Annotated in this window: 26 protein-coding genes, 1 tRNA gene and 1 pseudogene; 17 read left to right on the forward strand and 11 right to left on the reverse strand. The window is 65.6% G+C overall.

All coding sequences use genetic code 11. The features are described 5' to 3' along the window. Window position 1: 1 nt before the first annotated feature. From napA to napE, 3 genes are read right to left on the reverse strand one after another with little or no spacing between them, the layout of a single operon-like run. Window positions 2-2,503: a periplasmic nitrate reductase subunit alpha gene (gene napA, locus CA260_RS07635; protein WP_111982061.1), complete on the reverse strand. Its 2,502-nt coding sequence runs from the start codon at window positions 2,501-2,503 to the stop codon at window positions 2-4. Next, the gene (locus tag CA260_RS07640; RefSeq protein WP_238149646.1) at window positions 2,500-2,796 is read right to left on the reverse strand and encodes a chaperone NapD; all 297 of its coding nucleotides are present in this window, start codon (window positions 2,794-2,796) and stop codon (window positions 2,500-2,502) included. The genes napA and CA260_RS07640 overlap by 4 nt, the downstream gene beginning before the upstream one ends. A gap of 45 nt (window positions 2,797-2,841) precedes the next feature. Then, window positions 2,842-3,003: a periplasmic nitrate reductase, NapE protein gene (napE, locus tag CA260_RS07645; protein ID WP_111982066.1), complete on the reverse strand. Its 162-nt coding sequence runs from the start codon at window positions 3,001-3,003 to the stop codon at window positions 2,842-2,844. Window positions 3,004-3,206: 203 nt separating this feature from the next. Between napE and CA260_RS07650 the strand changes: the two genes are divergently transcribed. Further along, a complete protein-coding gene (locus CA260_RS07650) occupies window positions 3,207-3,737 on the forward strand; it encodes a molybdopterin-dependent oxidoreductase (protein ID WP_111982072.1) in 531 nt (176 codons plus the stop codon). 7 nt (window positions 3,738-3,744) lie between these two features. Here CA260_RS07650 and CA260_RS07655 read toward each other — a convergent pair whose 3' ends face one another. From CA260_RS07655 to CA260_RS21110, 7 genes are all read right to left on the reverse strand, one after another. After that, entirely contained in the window at window positions 3,745-3,975 is a 231-nt protein-coding gene (locus tag CA260_RS07655; protein ID WP_111982078.1) for a formate dehydrogenase subunit delta, read from the reverse strand. Continuing rightward, complete coding sequence (gene fdhD / locus CA260_RS07660) at window positions 3,972-4,781, reverse strand: formate dehydrogenase accessory sulfurtransferase FdhD (RefSeq protein ID WP_238149647.1); 810 nt, start codon at window positions 4,779-4,781, stop codon at window positions 3,972-3,974. Before fdhD ends, CA260_RS07655 begins: the two co-directional genes overlap by 4 nt. Before the next feature lie 35 nt (window positions 4,782-4,816). Next, complete coding sequence (gene fdhF, locus CA260_RS07665; RefSeq protein ID WP_111982090.1) at window positions 4,817-7,741, reverse strand: formate dehydrogenase subunit alpha; 2,925 nt, start codon at window positions 7,739-7,741, stop codon at window positions 4,817-4,819. A gap of 14 nt (window positions 7,742-7,755) precedes the next feature. Then, a complete protein-coding gene (locus CA260_RS07670) occupies window positions 7,756-9,309 on the reverse strand; it encodes a formate dehydrogenase beta subunit (protein ID WP_111982096.1) in 1,554 nt (517 codons plus the stop codon). Then, the gene (locus CA260_RS07675; protein WP_111982102.1) at window positions 9,306-9,806 is read right to left on the reverse strand and encodes a formate dehydrogenase subunit gamma; all 501 of its coding nucleotides are present in this window, start codon (window positions 9,804-9,806) and stop codon (window positions 9,306-9,308) included. Before CA260_RS07675 ends, CA260_RS07670 begins: the two co-directional genes overlap by 4 nt. Before the next feature lie 16 nt (window positions 9,807-9,822). Continuing rightward, window positions 9,823-11,472 (reverse strand): OFA family MFS transporter, encoded by a 1,650-nt coding sequence (locus CA260_RS07680; RefSeq protein WP_425479726.1) that lies wholly within the window; start codon window positions 11,470-11,472, stop codon window positions 9,823-9,825. Window positions 11,473-11,831: 359 nt separating this feature from the next. Continuing rightward, on the reverse strand, window positions 11,832-12,014 hold the full coding sequence (locus tag CA260_RS21110; protein ID WP_172461745.1) for a hypothetical protein: 183 nt from the start codon (window positions 12,012-12,014) through the stop codon (window positions 11,832-11,834). Between the two features lie 412 nt (window positions 12,015-12,426). On the opposite strand from CA260_RS21110, the gene glp reads away from it, so the two are divergent. The 13 genes and pseudogenes from glp to CA260_RS07740 all read left to right on the forward strand — a co-directional run bounded on the left by glp (window position 12,427) and on the right by CA260_RS07740 (window position 22,484). Then, window positions 12,427-13,695 (forward strand): molybdopterin molybdotransferase MoeA, encoded by a 1,269-nt coding sequence (glp, locus tag CA260_RS07685; protein ID WP_111982109.1) that lies wholly within the window; start codon window positions 12,427-12,429, stop codon window positions 13,693-13,695. Next, complete coding sequence (locus tag CA260_RS07690) at window positions 13,692-14,036, forward strand: DUF7009 family protein (protein WP_111982111.1); 345 nt, start codon at window positions 13,692-13,694, stop codon at window positions 14,034-14,036. Before glp ends, CA260_RS07690 begins: the two co-directional genes overlap by 4 nt. A gap of 62 nt (window positions 14,037-14,098) precedes the next feature. Beyond that, a complete protein-coding gene (gene modA / locus CA260_RS07695; protein WP_111982113.1) occupies window positions 14,099-14,887 on the forward strand; it encodes a molybdate ABC transporter substrate-binding protein in 789 nt (262 codons plus the stop codon). Continuing rightward, window positions 14,884-15,567 carry a molybdate ABC transporter permease subunit gene (modB, locus tag CA260_RS07700; protein ID WP_111982115.1) on the forward strand — a complete coding sequence of 228 codons (684 nt, stop codon included), beginning with the start codon at window positions 14,884-14,886 and terminating at the stop codon, window positions 15,565-15,567. The genes modA and modB overlap by 4 nt, the downstream gene beginning before the upstream one ends. Further along, on the forward strand, window positions 15,560-16,648 hold the full coding sequence (gene modC, locus CA260_RS07705) for a molybdenum ABC transporter ATP-binding protein (RefSeq protein WP_202864043.1): 1,089 nt from the start codon (window positions 15,560-15,562) through the stop codon (window positions 16,646-16,648). The genes modB and modC overlap by 8 nt, the downstream gene beginning before the upstream one ends. 88 nt (window positions 16,649-16,736) lie before the next feature. Continuing rightward, entirely contained in the window at window positions 16,737-17,939 is a 1,203-nt protein-coding gene (locus CA260_RS07710; protein ID WP_111983059.1) for a molybdopterin molybdotransferase MoeA, read from the forward strand. 1 nt (window position 17,940) lies between these two features. Then, the gene (moaA, locus tag CA260_RS07715) at window positions 17,941-18,990 is read left to right on the forward strand and encodes a GTP 3',8-cyclase MoaA (RefSeq protein ID WP_111982117.1); all 1,050 of its coding nucleotides are present in this window, start codon (window positions 17,941-17,943) and stop codon (window positions 18,988-18,990) included. A gap of 55 nt (window positions 18,991-19,045) precedes the next feature. After that, window positions 19,046-19,561 (forward strand): cyclic pyranopterin monophosphate synthase MoaC, encoded by a 516-nt coding sequence (gene moaC / locus CA260_RS07720; RefSeq protein ID WP_111982119.1) that lies wholly within the window; start codon window positions 19,046-19,048, stop codon window positions 19,559-19,561. Further along, complete coding sequence (locus CA260_RS07725) at window positions 19,558-20,157, forward strand: NTP transferase domain-containing protein (RefSeq protein ID WP_111982121.1); 600 nt, start codon at window positions 19,558-19,560, stop codon at window positions 20,155-20,157. The genes moaC and CA260_RS07725 overlap by 4 nt, the downstream gene beginning before the upstream one ends. Next, complete coding sequence (locus CA260_RS07730; protein ID WP_111982123.1) at window positions 20,154-20,396, forward strand: MoaD/ThiS family protein; 243 nt, start codon at window positions 20,154-20,156, stop codon at window positions 20,394-20,396. The genes CA260_RS07725 and CA260_RS07730 overlap by 4 nt, the downstream gene beginning before the upstream one ends. Continuing rightward, a pseudogene (locus CA260_RS21320) lies at window positions 20,396-20,797 on the forward strand (molybdenum cofactor biosynthesis protein MoaE); the annotation flags it as partial. The gene CA260_RS07730 and the pseudogene CA260_RS21320, both read left to right, overlap by 1 nt. Then, window positions 20,795-21,955, forward strand: a complete 1,161-nt coding sequence (locus tag CA260_RS07735; RefSeq protein ID WP_272946565.1) for a HesA/MoeB/ThiF family protein — start codon at window positions 20,795-20,797, stop codon at window positions 21,953-21,955. The pseudogene CA260_RS21320 and the gene CA260_RS07735, both read left to right, overlap by 3 nt. 259 nt (window positions 21,956-22,214) lie before the next feature. Then, a complete protein-coding gene (locus CA260_RS07740) occupies window positions 22,215-22,484 on the forward strand; it encodes a response regulator (RefSeq protein WP_146745296.1) in 270 nt (89 codons plus the stop codon). Between the two features lie 149 nt (window positions 22,485-22,633). Here CA260_RS07740 and CA260_RS07745 read toward each other — a convergent pair. Then, a tRNA-Leu gene (locus CA260_RS07745) sits at window positions 22,634-22,719 on the reverse strand. Between the two features lie 135 nt (window positions 22,720-22,854). Between CA260_RS07745 and rnr the strand changes: the two genes are divergently transcribed. Genes rnr through CA260_RS07760 form a run of 3 tightly spaced genes read left to right on the forward strand, consistent with a single transcriptional unit; the run spans window position 22,855 to window position 26,485 of the window. Beyond that, the gene (gene rnr, locus CA260_RS07750; protein ID WP_425479727.1) at window positions 22,855-25,455 is read left to right on the forward strand and encodes a ribonuclease R; all 2,601 of its coding nucleotides are present in this window, start codon (window positions 22,855-22,857) and stop codon (window positions 25,453-25,455) included. Next, complete coding sequence (gene rlmB, locus CA260_RS07755) at window positions 25,455-26,201, forward strand: 23S rRNA (guanosine(2251)-2'-O)-methyltransferase RlmB (protein ID WP_111982129.1); 747 nt, start codon at window positions 25,455-25,457, stop codon at window positions 26,199-26,201. The genes rnr and rlmB overlap by 1 nt, the downstream gene beginning before the upstream one ends. Next, entirely contained in the window at window positions 26,198-26,485 is a 288-nt protein-coding gene (locus tag CA260_RS07760; RefSeq protein ID WP_111982131.1) for a CBU_0592 family membrane protein, read from the forward strand. The genes rlmB and CA260_RS07760 overlap by 4 nt, the downstream gene beginning before the upstream one ends. Window positions 26,486-26,489 lie beyond the last annotated feature (4 nt).

Raw genomic sequence — 26,489 nt, forward strand, 5'->3', positions numbered from 1 at the left:
TTTAGACGGCCACGACCTTGACCGCGCACTTCTTGTAGTCGGTCTGCTTCGAAATCGGATCGGTCGCGTCCAGCGTCACCTTGTTGATCAGCTGGCCCGCATCGAACCACGGCACGAACACCACGCCGGGCGGCATGTGGTTGCGCCCGCGCGTTTCGATGCGCGATCGCATGTCGCCACGCCGCGACACCACGCGCACCTCGTCACCACGCTTGAAACCACGCGCCTTCGCATCGTCGGGATTCATGAACACCACGGCCTGCGGAAACGCGCGATAGAGCTCCGGCACGCGCATCGTCATCGAACCGGAGTGCCAGTGTTCCAGCACCCGGCCGGTCACCAGCCACAGATCGAATTCCTTGTCGGGGCTTTCGGCGGGCGGCTCATAGGGCAAGGCCCAGATCACCGCGCGTCCATCCTTGTTGCCATAGAACTGGAAGCCGGTACCGGCCTTGACGTAAGGGTCGCTGCCTTCGCGATAGCGCCACCGCGTTTCGTGGCCATCCACCACTGGCCAGCGCAGGCCGCGTTCCTGGTGATACGTGTCGAAAGGCGCCAGGTCATGACCGTGGCCGCGGCCAAACTCGGCGTACTCCTCGAACAGGCCCTTCTGCACGTAAAAGCCGAAGGCGGCCGATTCGTCGTTGTCGTAACCCGCTTCGATCTGCGAGGTGGGAAACTTGTCCACCTTGCCGTTCTTGTACAGCACCTCGAACAAGGTCTTGCCCTTGTATTGCGGATTCGCCGCGAGGATGTCCGCCGGCCAGCACTCGTCGGTGGTGAAGCGCTTGGAAAATTCCATCAGCTGCCACAGGTCTGACCTTGCCTCGCCCGGCGCCTTCACCAGCTGATGCCAGAACTGCGTGCGTCGCTCGGCATTGCCGTAGGCGCCTTCCTTTTCCACCCACATCGCGGCCGGCAGGATCAAATCGGCGGACTGTGCGGTGACGGTGGGGTAGGCGTCGGAGACCACGATGAAATTGCGCGGATCGCGATAACCCGGATACGTCTCCTGCATCAGGTTCGCGCCGGCCTGCATGTTGTTGTTCACCTGCACCCAGTAGGCGTTGAGCACGCCATCGCGCAGCTTGCGGTTCTGTTCCACCGCGTGAAAGCCCGGCTTGGGCTGGATGATGCCGTGCGGGATGTTCCAGATGTCCTCGGCGTGCTTGCGATGCTCCGGATTGGCCACGAGCATGTCCGCCGGAAGGCGATGGCTGAACGTGCCCACTTCGCGCGCCGTGCCGCAGGCGGACGGTTGGCCGGTGAGCGAGAACGGGCTGTTGCCTGGCGTGGAGATCTTGCCGGTCAGCAGGTGCAGGTTGTAGACCATGTTGTTGGCCCACACGCCGCGCGTGTGCTGGTTGAAGCCCATGGTCCAGAAGGAAACGACCTTGGTCTTCGGGGCGGCATAGAGTTCGGCGAGCTGCTCCAGCCAGCCTTTTTCAACGCCGGTCATTGCCACGGCTTTTTCCAGCGTGTACGGCGCGACAAATGCGGCGAACTGCTCGAAGTCGATGGGATCGCTTGCGGTCGGGTCCTTTGCGTTCTTGGCATTCACCTCCAACGGATTGTCGGGACGCAGGCCGTAGCCGATGTCCGTGACGCCGCGCTTGAAGGTGGTGTGCTGGTTGACGAAATCCTTGTTGACCTTGCCGCTCTTGATGATGTGGTTGGCGATGTAGTTGAGGATCACCAGGTCGGTCTGCGGCGTGAACACGATCGGTATGTCGGCCAATTCGAAGCTGCGATGCTCGAACGTCGACAGCACGGCCACCTTCACCTGCGGATTGGACAGGCGCCGATCGGTGACGCGCGTCCACAGGATCGGATGCATCTCGGCCATGTTCGAGCCCCACAGCACGAACGCGTCCGCGGCCTCGATGTCGTCGTAGCAACCCATCGGCTCGTCCATGCCGAACGTGCGCATGAAACCCATCACGGCCGACGCCATGCAGTGGCGCGCATTGGGGTCGAGGTTGTTGCTGCGGAAGCCGGCCTTGAACAGCTTGTTCGCGGCGTAGCCTTCCCATACGGTCCATTGGCCGGAGCCGAACATGCCGACCGATCCCGGGCCTTTTTCCTTGAGCACGCGCTTGAACTGCGCGGCCATCACGTCGAAGGCTTCGTCCCAGGACACCGGCGTGAATTCGCCGTCCTTCGCATAGGCGCCGTCTTTCTTGCGCAGCAGCGGCTGTGTCAGGCGATCGCTGCCGTACATGATCTTGGAAAGGAAATAGCCCTTGATGCAGTTGAGGCCGCGATTGACCTCGGCATGTACATCACCATGCGTGGCCACCACGCGGCCGTTCTTGACGGCGACATTCACGCCGCAACCGGTGCCGCAGAACCGGCAAGGTGCCTTGCTCCACTTGAGCTGAGTGAGGTCGCCTTCGAGCAACACGTTGGTGGCGCTGGCGGGAAGCGCGATGCCGGCAACGTTGGCGGCAATGGTGACGGCCGTGTTGCGGATGAATTCGCGTCGCGTCATGTGGGCGGTCATGCGTCGGCTCCCTGATGCGATTCCATGGTCATGGCGGGTTGGTCGAGTTCGTCGGCGGGCTCGACATGGTGATAGACCAGCGACACGTTGATCACGCCGGGGAGCAGGGACAGCGCATCGATGTGGTCGACGATGGCGCGCTGGTTGTCGGTCTCGCACAGAAGCACGCAGCGGCAATCACCTTCGGCGGCGATTGCCAGCGCGTCATGCATCGCGGTGAATTTGCGCACCACCGCCGCGCCGTCCGGGCGGTGAAGCACGACAAGGCTTGAGATGTGCTGCTCGTCTTTCACGGTGATCCCCTTTCGCAGCCAGGCAACGCACGCAACGCCGTCGCGTCAGTGCCCGGGCGGGCCGCTGACGAACATCTGCCAAAACCAGACGATGAACCCGTAGCTCGCGACGAACATCACGGCCAGTACGGGAAAAAGGACAACGGCAAGCAGGAGGAAGGTGTTCCTCTCCTGGCGCTTCAGCCCCGTTTGCGGTGACGTTTCCATGCACACCTCTCGAGCAGAAAGGTTCCTCACTACTCCAGGCACTTAAGCTAAGCGCATCACGGCCACTATTTTCTGACTCATGTCAGGTGAACATCACAAAGGGCGTATGCCTACACTGGACGGCTCGCGTAAACAGCGCCAAGTTTACGCAGCAGGCTGAGCCATGCAGTGAAGGGTGCGTGAAATCAACCAGGGAGTGACGCATGTTGACTCGAATCGGAACGTTCCGCCGTTGCCTGCTGATGTGTCTCGTCGCGTTTCCAGTCCTGCCTGTTTACGCGGGGGACGGAGCGGTGGACCCGACGCCGAGCGTGCAGATCAGCGTGGCGGGGAAGGCCACGCCACTGAGCGCATCCGTGCTGGCGGGCATGCCCCATGTCGATGTCACGGCGGCGGCGCATGACGAAGTGCCCAGCGCATGGCGAGGCGTGCCGTTGACTGATCTGCTGGTACGAGCGGGGATTGCCCTGAACAAGCCGTTGCGGGGCCGGGATCTGGCTTCGTTTGTTCGCGTCACCGCGGCGGACCGCTATCAGGTCGTATTTGCCCTGTCTGACCTGGACCCGACACTGGGCCACAACCAGGTGCTGTTGGTGGACCAGCGCAACGGCAAGCCGTTGGACAAGGATGGCCCCTATCGGCTGCTGGTTCCGGGGGACAAGCGGCCGGCTCGCTGGGTTCGCAATGTCACCGTCATCGAAGTGGTCGACGGAGCGACGTCGATGCGTCCTTGAGGCGTGCTCAGGCGGCGTCGACGGGTGGTACGTACAGGTCGACGATCGCCTCCTTGGCCAGCGGCATCAGACCCTCGCCGCCTTCGGCGAGGTGCGCCTTGATCTGGCGGCGCATCGTGGGGTCCCAGAACCGCTTGAGATGATCGCGCACGCTGACCACGGCGGCCGCGTGATCGGGCTCGCTGGTGAAATAGGTCGCGATGTCGTTGGCCATGGTGACCAGGCGTTCGATTCTCATGGCGTCTCCGGCGGTGCCGGCGGCTGCAGGCGGTCGGGATGGGTGTAGACATTATGGGTGCCCGGGCGCGTGAAGCCGACCAGGGTGATGCCGGCGCTGCGCGCCAGCTCGATGGCCAGCGCCGTGGGCGCGGAAATCGCCGCCAACACCGTGATGCCGGCGCTGGTCGCCTTGGTCACCATTTCATAGCTGGCGCGGCTGGTGACCAGCGCCATGCCGTCGCCGGCGTCGATGCCGGCACGGCGCATGGCGCCGATCAGCTTGTCCAGCGCGTTGTGGCGACCGACGTCTTCGCGTACCAGCAGGATCTGCCCCTCGCTGTCGGCCCAGGCGGCCGCGTGCACGGCGCCGGTCGCGGCGTTCATCGGCTGGCGCGACTGCAGTTGCTCAAGCGCCTGCTCCAGCGCGACGCGCGCCACGGGATGTCCTTCGCCGACGGCATGGCCGTGGCGTATGGCCTGCTCGAGATCGCGCGTGCCGCAGATGCCGCAGCCGCTTCGGCCCGGCAGCAGGCGTTGCCGTTCCTTGTCGAGGTGAGCACCCGGTGCGTTGTCAGTGACGCGGATGGCCAGCTCGATGCCCTCGATGAGCGCATGGCTTTCCATCTGCAGAAGCTGCGAGGGATCGTTGATCAGCCCCTCGCTGAGCGAGAAGCCCAGCGCGAAGTCGTCCAGGTCGTGCGGCGTCGCCATCATCACGGCGAAGGTGGCGCCGTTGTAGACCATCGCGACCGGCACTTCTTCGGCGATGAAATCGCTCTCATGCGCGGACTGCCCATGCCGCCACCGATCGACCGGCCGGGTCACGTAGCCTTTCGAGGATTCCTCTGGCTCGGGCGCGGTCAAGCGGGCTTCACCGACTGTTCGAGCAACGCCTCCTGCGCTTCGGTAAAGGCGCGATGGCGCCGTTGCCAGTCGGACGGCTGCGTGACACGAGTGACCTGCACGGCGGTCACCTTGTACTCGGGGCAGTTGGTGGCCCAGTCCGAGTTGTCGGTAGTGATGACGTTGGCGCCGGAGCCCGGGAAGTGGAAGGTGGTGTAGACCACGCCCGGCTGCATGCGCTCGGAAATCAGCGCGCGCAGCACGGTCTCACCCGAGCGGCTGGTGATGCCGACCCAGTCGCCGTCCTCGACGCCGCGTTCTTCCGCGTCGTGCGGATGGATCTCCAGGCGATCCTCGTCATGCCACATCACGTTGGCGGTGCGCCGCGTCTGCGCGCCCACGTTGTACTGGCTGAGGATGCGGCCCGTGGTGAGGATCAGCGGATGTTCGGCATTGACCTTCTCGGAGGTCGGCACGTACTCGGTGATCACGAAGCGGCCCTTGCCGCGCACGAATGCGTCGACGTGCATGACCGGCGTGCCGAATGGATGCTCGTCGTTGCAAGGCCACTGTACCGAGCCGAGCTCGTCGAGCTTGGCGAAGCTGATGCCATGGAAGGTCGGGGTGAGCCGCGCGATCTCGTCCATGATTTCGGAGGCATGCGTGTACTGCATAGGGTAACCCATGGCCTGCGCCAGCAACTGGGTGACCTCCCAGTCCGCGTAGCCGCCCTTGGGTTCCATCACCTTGCGCACGCGCGACACGCGCCGCTCCGCGTTGGTGAAGGTACCGTCCTTCTCCAGGAACGAGCTGCCCGGCAGGAACACGTGCGCGAATTTGGCCGTCTCGTTGAGGAACAGGTCCTGCACCACGATGCACTCCATCGAGGTGAGCGCAGCAGTGACGTGCTGCGTATCCGGGTCGGATTGCGCGATGTCCTCGCCTTCGATGTAGAGCCCCTTGAACGTGCCGTCGAGTGCGGCTTCGAACATGTTGGGAATGCGCAGGCCCGGCTCGGCGAGCAGGGTGACGCCCCAGGCTTCCTCGAAGCTGTGGCGCACCGCATCATCGCTCACGTGGCGATACGCGGTGAATTCATGCGGGAACGAACCCATGTCGCACGAACCCTGCACGTTGTTCTGGCCGCGCAGCGGATTCACGCCCACGCCTTCGCGGCCGATGTTGCCGGTGGCCATCGCGAGGTTGGCGATGCCCATCACCGTCGTCGAGCCTTGCGCGTGCTCGGTGACGCCAAGGCCGTAGTAGATCGCGGCGTTACCGCCGCGTGCATACAGGCGCGCCGCGCCGCGCACCCGTTCCGCCGATACGCCGGTGACTTCCTCCATCGCCTCAGGGCTGTATTTTTCCTGGGAGACGAAGGCGCGCCACTTGGCAAAGGCTTCCGGCTCGCAGCGGCGAGCCACGAATTCCTCGTCGACCAGACCCTCGGTCACGATGACGTGAGCGAGGCTGTTGAGCATGGCGACGTTGGTGCCGGGGCGCAGCTTGAGATGGAAGTCCGCCGCGACATGCGGTGTACGCACGAGGTCGATACGACGCGGATCGATCACGATCAATCGCGCGCCCTCGCGCAGCCGGCGCTTCATCTGCGAACCGAACACGGGATGTGCGTCCGTGGGATTTGCGCCGATCACCAGCACCACGTCGGTGGATTCGATCGAATCGAAATCCTGTGTGCCTGCCGATTCGCCGATGGTGGACTTGAGCCCGTAACCGGTCGGCGAGTGGCACACGCGCGCGCAGGTATCCACGTTGTTGTTGCCGAAGCCGGCGCGCACCAGCTTCTGCACGAGATAGGTTTCCTCGTTGGTGCAGCGCGATGACGTAATGCCGCCGATGGCGTGTTTGCCATGGGTCGACTGCAGCCGCTTGAATTCGCTGGCGACGTGGGTGATGGCTTCCTCCCAGCTCACCACGCGCCAGGGATCGGAGATCTTCGCGCGGATCATCGGGGTGGTGATGCGGTCCGAGTGCGACGCATAGCCGATCGCAAAGCGCCCCTTCACGCAGGAATGCCCGTGGTTCGCATGGCCGTCCTTGTTCGGCACCATGCGCACGATGTCCTGGCCTTTCATCTCCGCGCGGAAGCTGCAGCCGACGCCGCAGTAGGCGCAGGTGGTCACCACGCTGTGTTCGGCCTGGCCCTTGTCGATCAGCGACTTTTCCGAAAGCGTGGCCGTGGGGCAGGCCTGCACGCAGGCGCCGCAGGAAACGCATTCGGAATCGAGGAAGCGGTTGTCCTGGCTGGCCGATACCTTCGAGTCGAAGCCGCGACCCTGGATGGTCAGTGCAAAAGTGCCTTGCACTTCCTCGCATGCGCGTACGCAGCGCGAGCAGACGATGCACTTGGAGGGATCGAAGGCGAAGTACGGGTTGGATTCGTCTTTGGGGGCGAAATAGGGATTGGGCTGTGGTTGAGAAGTACGGCCATGGATGGCCGCGGTTCGATCGTCGCGAGCAGGGGTGTTCGCAAAAACATGATTGGCGCCATCGTATCCGTAGCGAACCTCGCGCAGGCCGACCACGCCTGCCATGTTCTGCAGTTCGCAATGCCCGTTGGCGGGGCAGGTGAGGCAGTCGAGCGGATGGTCCGAGATATACAGCTCCATCACGCCGCGACGGATCTCGGCCAGCTTCGGTGTCTGCGTGTGCACGTGCATGCCCGCCGCAACGGGCGTAGTGCACGAGGCGGGATAACCCTTGCGTCCTTCGATTTCCACCAGGCACAGCCGGCACGAGCCGAACGCCTCGAGCATGTCGGTGGCGCACAGCTTGGGAATGGCGATGCCGGCCTGCGCCGCGGCGCGCATCACCGACGTGCCTTCGGGCACGCGGATGCTGCGACCGTCGATATGCAGTTCGACCAGGCTTTCGGATTTGGATTGGGGCGTGCCGTAGTCGATTTCGACGATGGACAGCATGGGGTTCTATCTCCTCAGGCGTTGGCCTTGTCGGCCGCGCCTGTGAAATCTTCGGGGAAATGATCGAGCGCGCTGAGCACCGGGAACGGGGCCATGCCGCCGAGTGCGCACAGCGAACCGGCGATCATCGTTTGGCACAGGTCGCGCAACAGCACTTCGTTGCGTTCGCGCGCATCGCCGGCGACGATGCGGTCGATGACCTCGACGCCACGCGTGGAGCCGATCCGGCACGGCGTGCATTTGCCGCACGATTCGATGGCGCAGAATTCCATCGCATAGCGCGCCTGCGCCGCCATGTCGACCGTATCGTCGAACACCACCACGCCGCCGTGGCCGATCATGCCGCCCATGGCGATGAAGGCTTCATAGTCGATGGGCGTGTCCAGCTGGGATGCGGGAATGTATGCGCCGAGCGGACCACCGACCTGCACGGCGCGGATCGGGCGCCCGCTGGCCGTGCCGCCGCCGTAGCCTTCGGCCAGTTCGCGCAAGCTGAGTCCGAATGCATGTTCGACCAGCCCAGGCCGCTTGACGTTGCCGGCAAGCTGGATGGGCAGGGTGCCACGCGACTTGCCGGAACCGTAGTCGCGGTAATAGCCGGCGCCCCGGTCGAGGATGATCGGTACGGAAGCGAGCGTGACCACGTTGTTGATCACCGTGGGTTTGCCGAACAGTCCTTCGATCGCCGGCAGTGGCGGTTTGAAGCGCACCTGCCCGCGCTTGCCCTCCAGCGATTCCAGCAACGAGGTTTCCTCGCCACAGATATACGCGCCGCCGCCCATGCGCACTTCGAGGTGGAAGGCTTTGCCGCTGCCGCCGACATCGTCGCCGAGCAGGCCTGCTGCCTCGGCAATGGCAATGGCCTCTTCCAAGGCGCGCTGGGCATGCGGGTATTCGACGCGCAGGTAGATGTACCCCTGCGTGGCGCCCACGGCGAGGCCGGCGATGGTCATGCCTTCGATCAGCACGAAGGGGTCGCCTTCCATGATCATGCGATCGGCGAACGTGCCGGAGTCGCCTTCGTCGGCGTTGCAAACCACGTACTTGCGCTGCGATGGCGCCTCGAGACAGGTCTTCCACTTGATGCCGGCGGGGAACGCGGCGCCGCCGCGTCCACGCAAGCCGGAATCCAGCACGGTCTGCACGATCTCCTCGCCGCTCATGTGCAGGGCGGCCGCAAGGCCCCGATAGCCACCATGCGCGCGATAGTCTTCCAGGCTTCGCGGGTCGACCACGCCCACGCGTTCAAAGGTGAGGCGTTGCTGGCGCTTCAGGTAGTCGATGTCGGCGGTCGGGCCGTGGCCTAGCACGTGCTTGCCGCCATGGAGGAAATCCGCATCGAACAGCGCCGGGACGTCTTCCGGCTGCACGGGGCCATAGGCGACGCGGCCGATGGATGTCTCCACTTCGACCAGCGGCTCCAGCCAGTACAGGCCACGCGAACCGTTGCGCACCACGCGCACGTCGACATGGCGCCGGCGGGCCTCGCTGGCGATGGCGCGGGCCACGGCTTCCGCACCGAGCGAAAGCGCGCCGGCATCGCGCGGCACGTAGACGGTGACGCTCATGGTGCCTCCGCCTCCAGCCATGCATCGAAACGTTCAGGCGTCATCCGACCCTTGAGCTCGCCATCCATCATCATCGCCGGTGAACATGCGCAGTTGCCGAGGCAATAGACCGGCTCCAGCGTGTAGGCGCCATCGGCCGTGGTCTGATGGAAATCGATGTCCAGTCGACGCTTGACATGCTGCTCCAGCGTGACAGCGCCCATCGCCTGGCAGGATTCCGCGCGGCACAGGTGGATCACCCGTCGGCCCGCGGGCCGCTGACGGAAGTGGTGGTAGAAAGTGATCACGCCATGCACATCGGCGCGCGAGAGGTTCATCTCGCGCGCGATGAGGGGAACAGCCTCTTCCGGCACATAGCCCAGCGCATCCTGCACCCCATGGAGGATGGGGAGCAGGGCGCCGGGCATGTCCTTCAGCCGGCCGGTCACTTCGAGCACCGCGACGCGGATGTGCTCGGGAATGGCCGGCAGCACGGCGATATCGATCGCTCGTTTCATGTTTTGGCGGATCCTTTCAGAACAGTGCGGCAGCCTTCGTAATGGCTATCCATACACCGATCAGGAAGGGAATGCCAACCGCCGCCCAGGCGATCATGCCCACCACGCCGAAGCCACCGCGCGCCGCGTCCTGGGCATGGGTCGAGACGTTCGACGCTTCATGCTGCAGCGAACGCTCGCGGTCCAGATCCTCGTCCGTCATCAAGGCGCTTTCTTTCACCGGCTTGACCAGCAGGTTGCAGATCATGCCGACCAGCAGGAGCACGGCGAGGATGTAGAGCGTGCGGTCGTACACGAGGTTCTTGGCGACACCGGCGTTGAGTTGCGCTTCGCGTACCGCGGCAATGAGAAACGGCCCGACGATGCCCGCCACCGACCATGCCGTGAGCAGGCGGCCGTGGATCGCACCCACCATCTGCGTACCGAAGATGTCCGACAGATAAGCCGGCACGGTGGAGAAGCCACCGCCGTACATCGACAGGATGATGCAGACCGCGATCACGAACGCGCCGGCCAGACCCATGTGGCCCAGCGTGGGCAGCGAGCAATACAGCGCGATGCCGAGGGCAAAGAAGATGAAGTAGGTGGTCTTGCGGCCGATGAAGTCGGAGGTCGAGGCCCAGAAGATGCGCCCCAGGCTGTTGAACAGGCTGATCAGGCCGACCAGCCCCGCCGCCGACGCTGCGATCGCAGCTTTTTGCGCCGCGCTGAGTTCGACGGCGCTATCGAGGCCGAGCAGCTTGCCGCCGAATACGTCCTGGAACATGGGGCTCGCCATCGACAACACACCGATGCCGGCGGTGACGTTCACGCACAGCACCGTCCAGATCAGCCAGAACTGCGGCGTCTTCCATGCGTTGCGCAGATGCACGTGGCGATGCGTGATGAGCTTGTTGGCCGATTCCGCCGGCGGCGTCCAGCCCAGCGGTCGCCAACCCGAGGGCGGCACACGGAAACCGAACGCGCCCGCGGACATCGCGACGACATAGAGCAGGCCCATGCAGATCAGCGTGGACGACACGCCCGGCACGCCATTCGTGGTGAATTTCTGCATCAGCGCCACGGCGATCGGTGCACCGATCATCGCGCCACCGCCATAGCCCATGATGGCAAAGCCCGTGGCCAGCCCTCGTCGATCGGGAAACCATTTGATCAAGGTCGATACCGGCGATATGTAACCCAGGCCCTGGCCTATGCCGCCCAGCACGCCAGCACCGAGATAGACCAGCCACAGCTGATGCATCGACACGCCGATGCCACCGATCACCAGGCCGCCGCCCCAGCACAGCGCGGCGATGAAGCCCGCCTTGCGAGGGCCGGCATGTTCCAGCCATGCGCCCCAGATCGCCGCGGAGATGCCAAGCATCGCGATGAAGGTTTCGAAAATGTGATTGACCGCAGGCACCGTCCAGTTGCAGTCGGTGGCGAAGAGCTGGGCCAGGAAGCCGAGCTTCGCGCAAGCGGCCGGATCGGCCTCGGTGATCAGCTTGGTCATCGGCAGCCAGAACACGGAGAACCCGTACGCCATGCCGATGCTGAGGTGAATGGCCAGCGCCGCGGGTGGCACCAGCCATCGATTGAAGCGTGGTCCTGCAATCGTGCGTTCCCTGGCGAGTAACCCCGGCGACCCTCCCTTCGCCGTGGTAAGGACATCTGCTTCGGGCACGCTCACCATAAGCAACTCCCCGTTGTCGCCAGGCCAGGGGGCCTGGCATCAGGCGCGATCTTCAAGCGGCCACCGTCGGCGTTGCCACCCGACTTAAGTCGAATGCGTTCGCCGCAAGATGTCGCGGCGGTATGGGACGTCGCCATCTTTGCTGCGTTGCGATGGGTGCGCGTACGAGCTGCCAGGCGGTTGCGGGCCGCATGTTTGCGGCTATGCGTCCGGAAGTGGGGCATGCTTGGACGGCGGATGACACGCTTGCAGCATGTGCCGCGGCAGTGCCGGATGCCGCCATGTTCAAAGGAATGGCCGTATCCGGGCGGCGAGCTCTTCCGTACGACTCCGAACCCTTTGCGTGCAAGTCATGCCTTGTAGCGGTAGACGCGTTCAACCGTATAGACGGCCATTTGCACTGAACTGCCGAGGTTGGGTTTATTGAGCATGTCCTGCGGCTCAGCGTTGACTGTGCTCACGGCGATGATATTGATCCCTCGTGCCGGTCTCTGCTGCTCTCGCCATGCGGGATGACGCGGACCGTCGATCATTCTCGTCCGGTGAGGCGATCCCGGCATCCGCGGCGCAGAGTGGGCCCCCAAGTCTGGCGGAGGACGGCGAATGTCATCCAGGCGGCAAAGCAGGCGGGGTAAGCGAACATGCCTAAAAAGCGGTGAACAGGCGTGCCGGCCCAGTGGCGGATGGCCGCACGCGAGGTTCCGGCTGCGCGCCTTTCGCTGGGAGAGTGCGAAGCCCTGGTGGTCTGGGGGAGGCAAGGATGAGGGGAGCGCCGCCCCCTTGCCGGTGGAAAGGCGAAGACGCGCGTCGAGCGGCCACGGTGATGGGTTCAACCGGCCCATGGGCGGCGGTGAGCCGTCGACATATGCTTGCCCGGAAGCCATCGGTGTGCGTGGATATGCATCCACTGGACCTTCACTACGACCCCCATAGCGTTCACGTCACATGATCAGTTACGCCCAGGCACTGGAACGGCTTTGCGCGGATGTCCGGCCGTTGGCCGGCGAGGCTTGCCCGCTGTCTGCGGCATCCGGTCGCGTGCTTGCCCGCGACGTGGCCAGCCCCATGGATCTGCCTTCGTTCGACCACGCGGCCATGGACGGCTATGCCTTGTCGGCGAAGGGCGCCCTGGAAGCCGGGGCCGAGCACGACGTCGGCGGTTCGCAGGCCGCCGGTGATGCGACGACCGGCGCGCATTGCGGTGCCTGGGAAATCATGACGGGAGCCCCGCTGCCCGATGGGCTGGATACGGTGGTTCCGGTTGAACGCACGCAGCTGCTCAGCCAGGACGATGACGGCATGCCGGCGCGTATCCGCCTGCTGGAGCCGGTCGAACCGGGCGCCAATGTGCGCCTCGCCGGGAGTGACGTCGCAAGACGCGCGCACGTGTTGCCTGCAGGCATTCGCATCGAGCCCGCCCACGTCATGTTGCTGGCGGCCCTTGGCATCACGCATGTCGAAGTGGTGCGTACGCCGCGCGTGGCCATCGTCTGCACTGGCAAGGAGCTCCAGCCCGATCCGACGCAGCCGCTGGCAGCGGGCCAGATCCACAATTCCAATGGCCCCTATCTGCGCGCCGCATTGGCAGCCATGGGCGTGCAGGTCGTGTCGTGCGAAACCGTGGACGACACGTCGGACAACTACGCGCGCGCCGTGCAGGCGGCATGTACAGCGGGCGTCGATCTCATCGTCAGCACCGGCGCCGTGTCGATGGGGCGCTACGATTTCGTGCCGGAGACCTTGCGCGGGCTCGGCGCCGAGGTGCTGTTCCACAAGGTCGCGATGCGGCCAGGCAAACCCCTGCTGGCGGCGCGCATGCGTGGTGGCGCTTTGGTCCTGGCGCTGCCGGGCACGCCGATGGCCGTCGCCGTGGGTTTGAGGTTCTTCACCGTCCCGGTGCTGCGGGCCATGCAGCGACTGGGCAGCGAGCCGATCTTGCATGCATGCCTCGATACGGCCCAGCAGCCGAAGCAGGGTCTGCGGCATTTCCTGCGTGCGACGCTATTCCAGGATGGGGAAGGACGCCTGCATGCGGTGGTGCAGGGCCCGCAGCATCCGTTCCGCATCCGGCCCTTTGCCGAAGCGGACGCCTGGGTCGTTCTTCCCGAGACCGCCGGCGATTGCCCCGCCGGCACGCTGGTACAGATCGTCAGCATGCAAGCCACTCCGGCTTTCCCACTGACACGCATGCACGCATCAGGAGCCATGGCATGAAGCTGCAGATCGAAGGACAAAGCCTGCGCGTGCGCATTGGCGAAGCCGAGCTGGCGCAGCTGCTCGCGGGGGGCGCCGTTCAATCGCAGACTCGCCTCGCTTCCGCCTTCACCATGGAGTGCGCGCTGCGTCTTGTGGAAGACGATGAAGCACGACTGTCGGGGCGCGCCGATGCATGGCTGATCGAGTTGCCCGGGAATGCGGTGCGCGAACACGCGGCGCGGCTTCCCACGCGCGAAGGGCTGACGTTCGTGCTGCCCACGGGGGATGGCGACGACGCGCTCGAACTGCTGTTCGACGTGGACGTGCGCGACAGCGTGAGGCAGCGCCGTTCGTCCTGAGATTTGTTCCGGTACCACGCCCGCTTCATGGGCCCGCGCGCAGATGTAAGGAGACGCGACGAATGAAACGCCAGCTTGCCTCTTGTTTGCTCCTGCTGGTGGCGCTGCTGGCGCCATGGGCTACATCTGCGGCGGAGACACGGCACATCACCATTGCCGCGGCGGCCGACCTGCATGACGCCATGGGCAAGCTGGTCGAGGCATATCGCCATGATCATCCGGACGCCGTGCTTGACGTGGTCTTCGGTGCCTCAGGCACGTTGCTGACGCAGATCGAGCAGGGTGCGCCGTTCGAACTGTTCTTCTCTGCGGACAGCCAATATCCACAGCGACTTGTCGACCACGGCAAGGCGGGCGGTACACCGGTGCCGTATGCGCTGGGGCATCTGGTGATGTGGAGCGCGAGCATCGATATGCGTGGCGTGCAGGTCGCCGATCTGGCGCAACCACGCTTCGGCCGCATTGCGATCGCCAACCCGCAACACGCGCCCTATGGCAAGCGCGCCGAGCAGGCACTGCGCGCCGCGGGCATTTGGGACCAGGTGCAACCCCGGCTGGTGTTCGGCGAAAACATCGCGCAGACCGTGCAGTTCGCCCAGAGTGGCAACGCGCAGGTGGGGCTGGTTGCCGAATCGCTGGTATTGGCGTCGCCGGGCAAGGGCAGTTACGCCGCCGTGCCTTCATCGCTGCACGAGCCACTGCGGCAAAGTTTTGTGCTGACCAAGCGTGGCGCCGGCAACGCGCTGGCGGAGGACTTCGCCCGCTACGTACAGCAGCCGCCTGCGCGCGCCATCCTGGCCCGGTACGGCTTCAGCCTGCCTGACGGCGCCGGCACTGGGCCGCAGCCGTGACGTTGCTTTCCGACCAGGACCTGCAAGCGCTTGGGCTGACGCTCCGGCTCGCGGGTGTCGTCACCCTGTTGCTCCTGCTGCTGGGGATGCCGCTGGCGTGGTGGCTGACCCATACGGATTCGCGCTGGCGGCGGCCGATCGCGGCCGTGGTGGCGTTGCCCCTGGTATTGCCGCCCACGGTCCTGGGCTTTTATCTCCTGATGCTGCTGGGGCCGGATGGCGTGGTCGGGCGCGCCGTTGCGGCGCTCGGCCTGGAGGCGCTTCCCTTCAGCTTCCGGGGCCTGGTGGTGGCCTCGATGCTCTACTCGCTGCCCTTCGTGGTGCAGCCGCTGCACAATGCCTTCGAAGCGATCGGCCATCGGCCACTGGAGGTCGCCGCCTGCCTTGGCGCCGGGCCCGTGGATCGCTTCGTCACGGTGGCTTTGCCGCTCGCATGGCCGGGCGTCGTCACGGCGGTGGTGCTTGGCTTCGCACACACCGTGGGCGAGTTCGGCGTCGTGCTCATGATCGGCGGCAACATCCCCGGCCAGACCCGCGTGCTGTCCATGCGCATCTACGACCATGTGCAGGCGGGCGAATACCACCAGGCCAACGTGCTGTCCCTGTGCCTGCTGGTGGTTTCGTTCGCCGCGCTGCTTGCCATGTCCCTGCTTCGCCCGCGCGGGTACGTGCGTGACTGAAGCGGCGCACGGGCTCGATGCAAAACTCGCGCTGCGTCGAGGCGCCCTGGTGCTGGACGTCGATATCGCCTTGCCCGCGCGCGGCATCACCGCGTTGTTCGGGCCGTCCGGTGCGGGCAAGTCGACTTGCCTGCGTGCGATCGCCGGCCTCGAACGAGACGGCGTCGGCCGCGTGTCATTCGGCCACGACGTGTGGCAGGACTCGTCGCGGCGCATCTTCGTGCCGCCTCACCGGCGGCGACTCGGTTATGTGTTCCAGGAACCGAGCCTGTTCATCCATCACTCCGTGGCGGGCAACCTCGATTACGGCTACCGGCGCGCCAGGCGACCGGCGCACCTGGACCGGGAGGGCATGATCGATCGCTTCGGCCTGCGCGCCTTGCTCGATCGCCGCGTCGGTACGCTGTCCGGCGGAGAACGCCAGCGGGTTTCCATGGTGCGTGCGCTGTTGTCCGATCCTGCCTTGCTGCTGTTCGACGAGCCGCTGTCCGCACTCGACACCACTGCGCGCGCCGACCTGCTGGGTTGCCTCGAACGGCTGCACGGTACGCTGCGGGTCCCGATGATTTACGTCAGCCATAACATCGACGAGGTGGTGCGACTGGCGGATCACATCGTGCTGCTCGACGACGGCCACGTGGTCGCGCAGGGCAGTCCGCAGGACACGCTGACGCGTCTTGACCTCCCGCCTGCCTTGGGCGAAGCGCTCGGATCGGTCGTCGAAGGCGCGGTCTCCGGCATCGACACGCACGACCAGCTGATCGAGCTGGCATTTGCCGGGGGAACGCTTTCGCTTCCCTATCACGGCGAAACGATAGGGCAGTCGATGCGCTGCCGCATCGCGGCGCGCGACGTCGTGTTGACCCGGGAGAGACAAGTGTCCACCAGCGCATTGAACCAGGTCGCCTGTCGCATCGTTGCGATGGCGGATGCCGGCGTGTCTTCGCAATGCCTGGTGCAACTCGACGCTTCCGGTGCGGCCTTGCTTGCCCGTATCACGCGCCGCTCCTGGCATGCGCTGGGGCTGTCCGCGGGGGACGAGGTGTGGGCGCAGGTCAAAGCCGTGGCGCTGGGGGCATGATGGATATCGCGCGTTTGATTGTGCAACGCGGTCGCCGATCCCATAATCGTTGCCAGCATCTCGATGGGGTTGCCACGGTGCCATGTCCATGACCGAGCTGATCAGCGTCGCGCAGGCGGAATCGCTCATTGCCGAGCACATGCCCTCGTTCGGCAGCGAACGGGTGCCGCTGCACCAGGCGGCCGGTCGCATCCTGCGCCAGCCGGTGTATGCCGAGCACGATCATCCGCCGTTTGACCGCGTCATGATGGACGGCATCGCCATCCACTGGCATGAAAACCTGCCACGCGCTTTCACCCTGACCGGTGTCCAGCTGGCCGGCATGGCGATGCAGGCGCTGGTCGCCACCGACACGTGCATCGAGGTGACCACGGGCGCGATGCTGCCGGCCGGATGCGACTGTGTCATCCCGGTGGAGCAGGCTCAGCGCGACGGAGACTCCTATCGGCTGGTCGACGGCTATCAGCCCGCGCGCGGACAGTTCATCCACTCGCGCGGATCGGACTGCGTGGTCGGGGAACAGCTGCTGGATGTGGGTACGCGCATCGGCGCGCCGGAAATGGCCTTGCTCGCCGCCAATGGCTTTGCGCAGATCGAAGTGGCCGCGATGCCCTCCATCGCCATCGTTTCCACCGGCGATGAACTGGTGGACGTGGGTGCGCCATTGGGTGAAGGGCAGATCCGCCGGTCCAACGACATCGCAGTGGCGACCGCGCTGCGGCTGCACGGGTTCGAACGCATTGCCATCGAGCATGTCATCGACGATGAGCAGGCTACGCGCCACACCCTGGCGAGGCTGCTGGCCACGCACGACGTGTTGATCCTGTCGGGCGGCGTGTCGATGGGGCAGCGCGACTACGTGCCCTCGGCGCTGCAAGCGCTCGATGTGCGGCGCGTGTTTCATCGCATCGCGCAGAAGCCGGGCAAGCCCATGTGGTTCGGTATCGGGCCGCAGCAGCAATGCGTGTTCGCCTTGCCCGGCAACCCGGTGTCCGCCCTGGTCTGTGCGGTGCGCTATGTTCGTCCCGCGCTGCTCGCCGCCATGGGCACCACGGCGACATCCGTGGAGACGGTTTGTCTCGATGCTTCGATGGATACGCACGCCATGTTGACCAGCTTCGTTCCCGCGCACGTGCATACCGATGCGCTGGGACTCACCATGGCGCACCCCGTGCCTTCGCGGACGTCGGGCGACTTCTCATCGTTGCCGCGCACGCATGGCGTGCTGCAGCTGGCCCCTGGCCTGGGCCCATTGCCGGCCGGCGCCGTCGCCGCGTTCTATCGGTGGTGACATGACTCTTCTGAACGCCCAGCCCGAAGCATCGACGGCATGGCCGCTGGATCGGCATGGTCGTCCGATGCACGACCTGCGCATCTCGGTGATGGATCGCTGCAATTTCCGTTGCCCGTACTGCATGCCCGAGTCGACCTACGGCGAGCATTTCACGTTTCTGCGCAACGACGAGCGCCTGAATTTCGACGAGATCGAGCGCCTGTGCCGGCTGGCCGCGACACTGGGCGTAAGCAAGCTGCGATTGACGGGCGGCGAACCGCTGTTGCGTCCGCAACTGGCGGAGTTGGTGACGAGATTGCGCCGGCTCGACGGCATCACCGACCTGGCGATGACCACCAACGGCGTCCTGCTCGCGCGGCATGCGCGGGAACTGCGCGAGGCCGGCCTCGATCGCATCACGGTCAGCCTGGACACGCTGGATCCCGCGCTGTTCCACCGCATGAGCGGCGGGCGCGGCGCGCTGGACGACGTCATGGCCGGCATCGAGGCGGCCCGGGAGGCCGGCTTCCCGCATGGCGTGAAACTCAACACGGTAGTGCAGCGGGACGTCAACGAGCACACGGTAACGGACCTGGTGGAGCGCTTCCGCGGCACCGGTATCGTGGTGCGCTTCATCGAATACATGGACGTGGGCAACCACAACGCATGGCGGGCCGACGACGTGGTGCCGTCGCAGGTGTTGATCGAGCGCATCCACGCGCGGTGGCCGCTGCAGGCCATACCGCCCAAGTATCCGGGCGAGGTCGCCACCCGCTACCGTTTCGTCGACGGCGCAGGGGAGATCGGCATGATCTCTTCGATCAGCCAGCCTTTCTGCGGAGGCTGTTCGCGTGCGCGCCTGTCCTCGGAGGGGCGGCTGTACACCTGCCTGTTCGCCACCGGCGGCACCGACCTGCGCGGCCTGCTGCGCGACGGCGCCAGCGACGAGACGATCGTCGACTGCCTGCGCGAGGTCTGGCTGCGCCGCAGCGACCGTTACAGCGAGGAGCGCGCCGAGCGCCATGGGCGGCGCAAGCACAAGATCGAGATGCACTACATCGGCGGGTAGCCGGCGTAGACGGTTTCTTAATGCCGACGCCGCTTGCGAGGCCGATAATCACGCCATGCCAGAGCCGGAATCCATCGTGAGTTCTTCCACTGCCAAACTGTCCCACGTCGACGAATCGCAGCAGCCGCGCATGGTGGACGTGGGCGCCAAGCCGGTGACCCATCGCGTAGCGCAGGCCCGGGCGCGCGTGACGTTTCCGCCCGACGTCGCGCAGGCGCTGCGCGAGGCAGGCCACGTCACACGCAAGGGCGCGGTGATCACGGTGGCGCAGATCGCCGGCGTGATGGGCGCCAAGGCGACGCCGCAGCTCATTCCGCTGTGCCATCCGCTGGCCATCGATCGTTGCGACGTCGTCATCCGCATGGAGGGCGATGACGCGCTGATCGACTGCACCGTGTCGTGCCGCGGCAGCACCGGGGTGGAGATGGAGGCGTTGACCGGCGCCAGCGTGGCGGCACTGACCATCTACGACATGTGCAAGGCGCTCTCGCACGACATCGTGATCGGCGAGATCCGCCTGGTGGCGAAGACGGGCGGCAAGCACGATGTCGTCGCCAGGGAGTCCGCATGAGCGATCGTCCTTCGCCCCTGTACGGCCTGCTGCTCAGTGGTGGCGCGAGCCAACGCATGCGGCAGGACAAGGCCGCTTTGTCCTATCGCGGCGAACCGCAATTGCTGCGCGCGTGGCGGTTGCTCGAGCGCTTCACCGAACGCCACTTCCTGTCGGTGCGCGATCACCAGCGCGGCGATCCCATGCGCGCGGGACTGCCGCAGATCGTCGACGGCTACGAGGCGATCGGGCCGGCGGCGGGCATACTTTCCGCGCAGGACCGTTTTCCCGACGCGGCCTGGCTGGTCGTGGCCTGCGATCTCCCCTTGCTCGATGAACGCACGTTGCAGCAGCTGGTCGATGCACGCGATGCCGCCGCCGACGCCACGGCCTTCGCCAGTCGCCACGATGGGCTGCCCGAACCGCTCTGTGCGATCTGGGAGCCATCGAGCCATGCATTGCTCAAGCAGCGCCACGACGCCGGCAGCTATTGCCCGCGCAAGGCGTTGATGCAGTCGCGTCTCGTGCTGCTGCCTGCGCCGGGCGATGCGCTGGACAACGTCAACACGCCCGAAGAGCGTGCAGAGATGCAACATCGCCTGGAGTATCCGGCATGACCGTGGTGAACCTGCAGTACTACGCGCAGCTGCGCGAACAGGCCGGCGCTTCCAGTGAGCAGTTGCATACGGCGGCCACGTCGTTGCAGGAACTCTACGAAGAACTGCGAACCAGGCATGGCTTCTCGCTGGCCGCGGAAGCCCTGAAGGTGGCGGTCAACGCGCAGTTCAGCGCGTGGGACCGCCCTTTGCGCGATGGCGACACCATCGTCTTCATTCCGCCGGTAGCGGGTGGCTGATGCGCTTTCGTCTTTCCAGCGGGCCGATCGATACCGCGCAGTCGCGCGACGGCCTGAAGCATCCCGGCAGCGGCGGTTTCTGCTCGTTCGAAGGCTGGGTGCGCGACAGCAACGAGGGTCGTGACGTCGATGGCCTGGAATACGAGGCCTACGCCGAACTGGCTGAAACGGAAGGCGAGCGCATCGTGGCCGAAGCCATCGAGCGCTACGGCGTGACCGACGCGCTTTGCGTGCATCGCACCGGCAGCCTCAAGGTGGGCGACCTCGCCGTATGGGTCGGTGCATCCGCCGCGCATCGCGATGAAGCGTTTCGCGCGTGCCGCTACATCATCGACGAGATCAAGCATCGCCTGCCGATCTGGAAGAAGGAGCATTACCTCACCGGCGACACGGAGTGGGTGGCTTGCACCCACGTATATCGCGCGCACGAGCACGAAACCGGGCACGCCCACGAACATCATCACCAACACGCGGCCGCGCAGCCTTTCACCCCGGATTACTCTCGCCAGCAGGTGCTGCGCGAGGTCGGCGTCACGGGGCAGGCGAAGCTGTCCGCGGCGCGCGTACTGGTGATCGGCGCGGGTGGCCTGGGCTGTCCTGCCATCGGCTATCTGGCGGGTGCGGGTGTCGGCACACTGGGCATCGTGGACGGCGATTGCCTGGAAGCGAGCAACCTGCATCGCCAGACGCTCTACGACGCGCGGGACATCGGCGAGTTCAAGGCTGTGCTGGCCGCGCGACGCGTGGCTGCGTTGAACCCCACCGTGTCGGTGCAGGCGTGGGCCGAGCCGCTGCATGCCGGCAACGCCGTCGAGCTGTTCCGCCAGTTCGATCTGGTGCTGGAATGCACCGACGACATGCGCAGCCGCTACCTGAGCAGCGACGCCGCCGTACTCAGCGGCACGCCGCTCATCCTGGCCAGCGTGTACCAGTACGAGGGGCAACTGCAGGTGGTGACCACGCGCGCCGGCGATCCCTGCCTGCGCTGCCTGTGGCCGCAGGAGCCGGCGCCGGAGGCCGTCGGCAGCTGCGTGCTGTCGGGCGTGCTGGGCCCGGTTCCCGGCGTGTTCGGCACCATGCAGGCGATGGAAGCGCTCAAGATCCTGCTCGATCTTCCGCGGCCACGCGAAAGCTCGTTGCTGCTGTTCAACCTGCTTGATCACGCGCTGACGCGGCTGCCCATCGACGTGGCGACCGGATGTGCCAGCCATGGCGGATGCATGGCGGTAGCGCACGACTCCCTCGCACGCGCCGTGGATGAGCAGGACATCGACCTTGCATTCGATCGCCTGGAGCAGGCCATTGCGGCTGGCTACCGGCTGGTCGACGTGCGTGAGGCCGAGGAGATCGCGCGCGATCCCATCGACGGGTTGCCTTCGTTGCAGGTGCCGTCGTCGCAGATCGTGGCGCGGGCCGCTGAGCTGGGTGAAGCGCCAAGCTTGCTGGTGTGTGCGAGCGGACGTCGCAGCAGCCACGCGGCCCGCTTGCTGCGCGCCAGCGGTTTGCGCCATGTCCATTCGCTGGAAGGCGGCATCATGGCGTTGCGCGTGGCCGGGTAGCCCGGTGCGATAGCGGCACCGGTTCCACGCAAACGGGTAGCAAGGTCCCGCATCCGCCGATGGAACGTGTGCCGGGCGACGTATGGTCGCGCCCGGCAGCGTTGCCGTCAGTAGCTTCATCCGTCTGCTCGACCGAACGACCGCCAGCAAATTCACGCCACGAACACCGCGAGCACGGCAAACCGTTTGGCGGTTCGGCTCGTCTGGGTGATCGCGTCGGAACGGCTGCGGACGGAAGCGGAATCGGGTGGGTGCAACGGTGATCGGTCCGGTCGGCCGAGTAGGCCATGCGCTGGAGGTGATGAGCCGCGAACGAGTGAATGGCGCGGTGCTGGATATCCATCTCGGCGGCGAACTGGTTTATCCCGTGGCCGATGCCCTGCGCAGACGACGAATTCCGTTCGTGTTCGCAACCGGCTATGACCCCGAAAGCATCCCGTTCCTGTATCTGGATGTCATGCGCCGCCAGAAGCTGGTCGCCTGGTCGGAGGCCGCATGGTTGCTGTTCGGTATAAGGGATGCGTGCTGACCCGCATTGCGGCATGCATGGCGACGTCGGCGGTGCATGGATCGCGGCGCTTCAGGGGATGGGCGGCGTTCGCGATCCGCGTACAGCACTGCATCCATCCGAACGCCGGAAACGAAAAAGCCCGCATCGCTGCGGGCTTCTTCTATAATTGGTGCCCAGGAGAGGACTCGAACCTCCACGGTGTTGCCCCGCTAGGACCTGAACCTAGTGCGTCTACCAATTCCGCCACCTGGGCACGTGTCACGCTGTGCTTTGTCAGCTGCGTGAGCCGCGTAGATTAGGCATGTGACGGTGAGTTGTCAACTATTCTTTCACTGATTTTTGATCGGACCGCGGCGTTCGCGGCCCGGCCCTAAGAAAAGGCATGGATGTGACCCGAAAAAAAGAACCACGCAATCGCAAGCAGGACGCCCAAAGCAGCCCGGTATCGCCCAAGAAGGGCGCACGGCGCACGGCCCTCGACCCATCGAAGGGACGAGTGGGCGTGATGGACGATCCGCATGCCGAACGCGAGGCACAGCGTTATGAGCGGCCCATTCCCAGCCGCGAAGCGATCCTCTCGCTGCTGGAATCGCGCGGCGAGTTGCTGACCGAGGCGCGCATTGCCGAGGCGCTTTCCCTCTTCGACGAGTACGAACTCAGCGCCCTGCGCAAGCGCCTGGGCGCGATGGTGCGCGATGGCCAGCTGCTGCTGGGCCGACGCGGCGGCTACGCGCCGGCGAACAAGCTGGACCTGATTCCTGGCGTGGTGCTGGCGAACGCCGAGGGTTATGGCTTCCTGCGCCCGGATGATGGCGGCGACGATCTTTACCTCTCGCCACAGCAGATGCGGGTGGTCCTGCACGGCGATCGCGTGCTCGCCAGCGTGGTCGGCATCGATCGGCGCGGTCGCAAGCAGGGCGCCATCGTTGAAGTACTGCAGCGGCGCTCGCCGCGCCTCGTGGGACGCGTCGTGCTGGAAAACGGCGTGATGCTGGTCGCGCCCGACGACAGGCGCCTGCACCAGGACGTGATGATCCTGCCGGGTCAGGACATGGGCGCACGTTCCGGCCAGATCGTCGTCGCCGAAATCACCCAGCCGCCGTCCGCTCATCGCGGACCGCTCGGTGCCATCCGCGCGGTGCTCGGCGAACGCCTGCAGCCGTCGCTGCTGGTGGAGATGGCGATTGCCAGCCACGACTTGCCCCACGAATGGCCGGACGCGGTGACGCGCGACGCGTCGCAGGTCGAGCCGCAGGTGACGGCCGCCGAACGCGAAGGCCGGATCGACCTCCGCTCGCTGCCGCTGGTAACCATCGACGGCGCCGATGCGCGGGACTTCGACGATGCGGTGTATGCCGAACCGCGGCGCGGTGGTGGTTATCGCCTGGTCGTCGCGATCGCCGACGTGTCGCACTACGTCAAGGTGGGATCTGCGCTCGACAAGGAAGCCTACGAGCGCAGCACGTCGACCTACTTCCCGGGCTTCGTGGTGCCGATGCTGCCGGAGACGCTCTCCAACGGCATCTGCTCGCTCAATCCGAAGGTGGAGCGCCTGTGCATGGTGTGCGACATGGTGGTCGATGCGGAAGGCGAGGTGACCAAGTCGAAGTTCTACAACGCCGTGATGCGCTCGCATGCGCGCTGCACCTACGACCGCGTGTGGCAGGCCATCGGCCTCAACGATGCCGATGCGCGCCACGAGCTGGCCGATGTGATGCCCCAGCTGGAGCATCTGCATGGGCTGTACAAATTGATGGCGGCGCAGCGCAAGCGCCGCGGCGCGATCGATTTCGAGACGCCCGAGGTGAAATTCCGCCTCGACCAGCGAGGTGAGGTGGAGGCCATGGGCGCCGCCGAGCGCAACGACGCGCACAAGCTGATCGAGGAATGCATGATCGCCGCGAACGTGCAGGCGGCATTGTTCCTTGAGAAGAAGAAGATCCCCGCCTTGTTCCGCGCGCACGAGCCGCCGCCGGCGGAGAAGTACGAAGATCTCCAGCAGTTCCTGCGCGAGTTCAAGCTGCGCATGCCGCCGGTGGAGGAAGTGACGCCTGGCGATTTCGCCGACGTGCTGCGCCTGGTGCATGATCGCCCCGAGCGCGAGTTGATCCAGTCGGTGCTGCTGCGCGCGCAGAGCATGGCGGCCTACCAGCCGGACAATCGTGGCCACTTTGGCCTCGCCCTGGAGGCGTACGCGCACTTCACCTCGCCGATTCGCCGCTATCCGGACCTGCTGGTTCATCGCGCGATCCGTTACGCCATCGCCGGCGGCAAGCCTTCGGGCTACAGCTATACGCCCACCGAGATGGCGGCGATGGCGGTGCATTGCTCGCAACGCGAACGCCGGGCCGAAGAGGCCGAGCGCGATGTGGACGAGCGCTTCAAGTGCGCATGGATGTCCAAGCATGTGGGCAGCGAGTTCGACGGCACGGTAACCGGCGTCACCTCGTTCGGCCTGTTCGTCGAGCTGGACGACTCGAAGGTGTCGGGCCTGGTGCACATCAGCCAGCTTTCCAACGACTACTACCACTTCGACCCGGTGCGCCATTTGCTCAAGGGCGAACGTTCGGGCGCGCAGTTCCGCCTCGGCGATCACGTGCGCATACAAGTTCTGCGCGCCTCGCTGGAGGATCGCAAGATCGACTTCCGGCTGGTCTCGCCGCGCAAGGAGAAGGCCGCTGAAGCGCCGCGCGGCGAACGCCGTTACGACTACGCCGGTGCAGGCGAGCGGTATTCGTTGCCGCAGCGTGGACGCAAGGCGACGGAGCGGGCCGCGACGCGCGATAATGCCGTCCCCGCATCGACGCTGCCACCGTTGCCGCCGCTGGAGCGCAAGCCCGCGTCCAAGGCGACCGGCAAGCCGACCGAAGGCAAGGGCATGTTCGCCAAGGTGAAGTCCGCGGCGAAGGGCAAGCTCCAGGCCGCGAAGGCCGCGGCGTCCAAGGCAACCTCGAAGGCCCGCAAGGCCGGCAAAAAGAAAGGCAAATAATGAGTGAGAGTTGGATCGTCGGGATCAACCCGGTCGAAGGCGCGCTGAGCAACGACGCCTCGCGCGTGCGCGAGCTGCTGGTGGAGCAGGGGCAGCGCAACGCACGTGTGCAGGAGTTGGCCGCGCGCGCCAAGACGCTGAACATCCCGGTGCATCATCGCCCGCGCGAGCAGTTGGACAAGCTGGCGGGCGAAGCACGCCACCAGGGCATCGTGGCGCGTTACGAAGCACCGCCGATGGGCGGCGAGAACGATATCGCCGGCCTGCTCGAAGCCGCCGGCACCGAAGCACTGGTGCTGGTGCTGGATGGCGTCACCGATCCGCACAACCTCGGCGCCTGCCTGCGCAGTGCGGCAGCGGCGAAGGCCACCATGGTGATCGTGCCGAAGGACCGCGCCGTGGGCCTCACGCCCGTGGTGCGCCGCGCGTCGGCCGGTGGCGCCGATCGCGTGCCGTTGATCGCGGCCACCAATCTGGCGCGTGCGTTGCGCACGCTGAAGGACGCGGGCGTGTGGATCACCGGGCTTGCCGGCGACACGGATACGTCGATCTACAGCATCGACATGAAGGGGCCGGTAGCGCTGGTGCTGGGCAGCGAAGGCGAGGGCATGCGCCGGCTTACGCGCGAAACCTGCGATTTCGTGGCGAAAATCCCGATGCCGGGCGTGATGGAGAGCCTCAATGTCTCCGTCGCGGCGGGCGTCGTCCTGTTCGAGGCCTTGCGTCAAAGGAGTGATAAGCGATGACCTTCCTGTGGCACGACTGGGCGGGATATATCGGCGTGGTGCTGGTGCTGCTGGCGTTCCTGTTGCTGCAGGCCCACAAGCTGCACGGCAACGGGCTGGTCTATCAGCTGATGAACGTCCTGGGCGCGCTGGGCGTGATCCTGTCGCTGGTATTCGGCGTGGCGATGAACTGGCCCGCATTTCTCATGCAGGTCGCGTGGATCGTCATCGGCGTCTACGGCATCGTGCATTCGGCGCGCGCACGTCGCGAGGCGCGTGAGCTGGGCAGCAAGATCACGTCCTGAAAAG

The organism is Dyella jiangningensis, assembly GCF_003264855.1.
GTDB classification, from domain to species: Bacteria; Pseudomonadota; Gammaproteobacteria; order Xanthomonadales; family Rhodanobacteraceae; genus Dyella; species Dyella jiangningensis_C.

Excerpts from the sequence above, each read along its gene's own strand:
- napA (WP_111982061.1), bottom strand. The coding sequence starts at position 2,503 with ATGACCGCCCACATGACGCGACGCGAATTCATCCGCAACACGGCCGTC.
- napE (WP_111982066.1), bottom strand. The coding sequence starts at position 3,003 with ATGGAAACGTCACCGCAAACGGGGCTGAAGCGCCAGGAGAGGAACACC.
- CA260_RS07650 (WP_111982072.1), top strand. The coding sequence starts at position 3,207 with ATGTTGACTCGAATCGGAACGTTCCGCCGTTGCCTGCTGATGTGTCTC.
- CA260_RS07655 (WP_111982078.1), bottom strand. The coding sequence starts at position 3,975 with ATGAGAATCGAACGCCTGGTCACCATGGCCAACGACATCGCGACCTAT.
- fdhF (WP_111982090.1), bottom strand. The coding sequence starts at position 7,741 with ATGCTGTCCATCGTCGAAATCGACTACGGCACGCCCCAATCCAAATCC.
- CA260_RS07670 (WP_111982096.1), bottom strand. The coding sequence starts at position 9,309 with ATGAGCGTCACCGTCTACGTGCCGCGCGATGCCGGCGCGCTTTCGCTC.
- CA260_RS07675 (WP_111982102.1), bottom strand. The coding sequence starts at position 9,806 with ATGAAACGAGCGATCGATATCGCCGTGCTGCCGGCCATTCCCGAGCAC.
- CA260_RS21110 (WP_172461745.1), bottom strand. The coding sequence starts at position 12,014 with ATGATCGACGGTCCGCGTCATCCCGCATGGCGAGAGCAGCAGAGACCG.
- glp (WP_111982109.1), top strand. The coding sequence starts at position 12,427 with ATGATCAGTTACGCCCAGGCACTGGAACGGCTTTGCGCGGATGTCCGG.
- CA260_RS07690 (WP_111982111.1), top strand. The coding sequence starts at position 13,692 with ATGAAGCTGCAGATCGAAGGACAAAGCCTGCGCGTGCGCATTGGCGAA.
- modA (WP_111982113.1), top strand. The coding sequence starts at position 14,099 with ATGAAACGCCAGCTTGCCTCTTGTTTGCTCCTGCTGGTGGCGCTGCTG.
- CA260_RS07710 (WP_111983059.1), top strand. The coding sequence starts at position 16,737 with ATGACCGAGCTGATCAGCGTCGCGCAGGCGGAATCGCTCATTGCCGAG.
- moaA (WP_111982117.1), top strand. The coding sequence starts at position 17,941 with ATGACTCTTCTGAACGCCCAGCCCGAAGCATCGACGGCATGGCCGCTG.
- moaC (WP_111982119.1), top strand. The coding sequence starts at position 19,046 with ATGCCAGAGCCGGAATCCATCGTGAGTTCTTCCACTGCCAAACTGTCC.
- CA260_RS07725 (WP_111982121.1), top strand. The coding sequence starts at position 19,558 with ATGAGCGATCGTCCTTCGCCCCTGTACGGCCTGCTGCTCAGTGGTGGC.
- CA260_RS07730 (WP_111982123.1), top strand. The coding sequence starts at position 20,154 with ATGACCGTGGTGAACCTGCAGTACTACGCGCAGCTGCGCGAACAGGCC.
- rlmB (WP_111982129.1), top strand. The coding sequence starts at position 25,455 with ATGAGTGAGAGTTGGATCGTCGGGATCAACCCGGTCGAAGGCGCGCTG.
- CA260_RS07760 (WP_111982131.1), top strand. The coding sequence starts at position 26,198 with ATGACCTTCCTGTGGCACGACTGGGCGGGATATATCGGCGTGGTGCTG.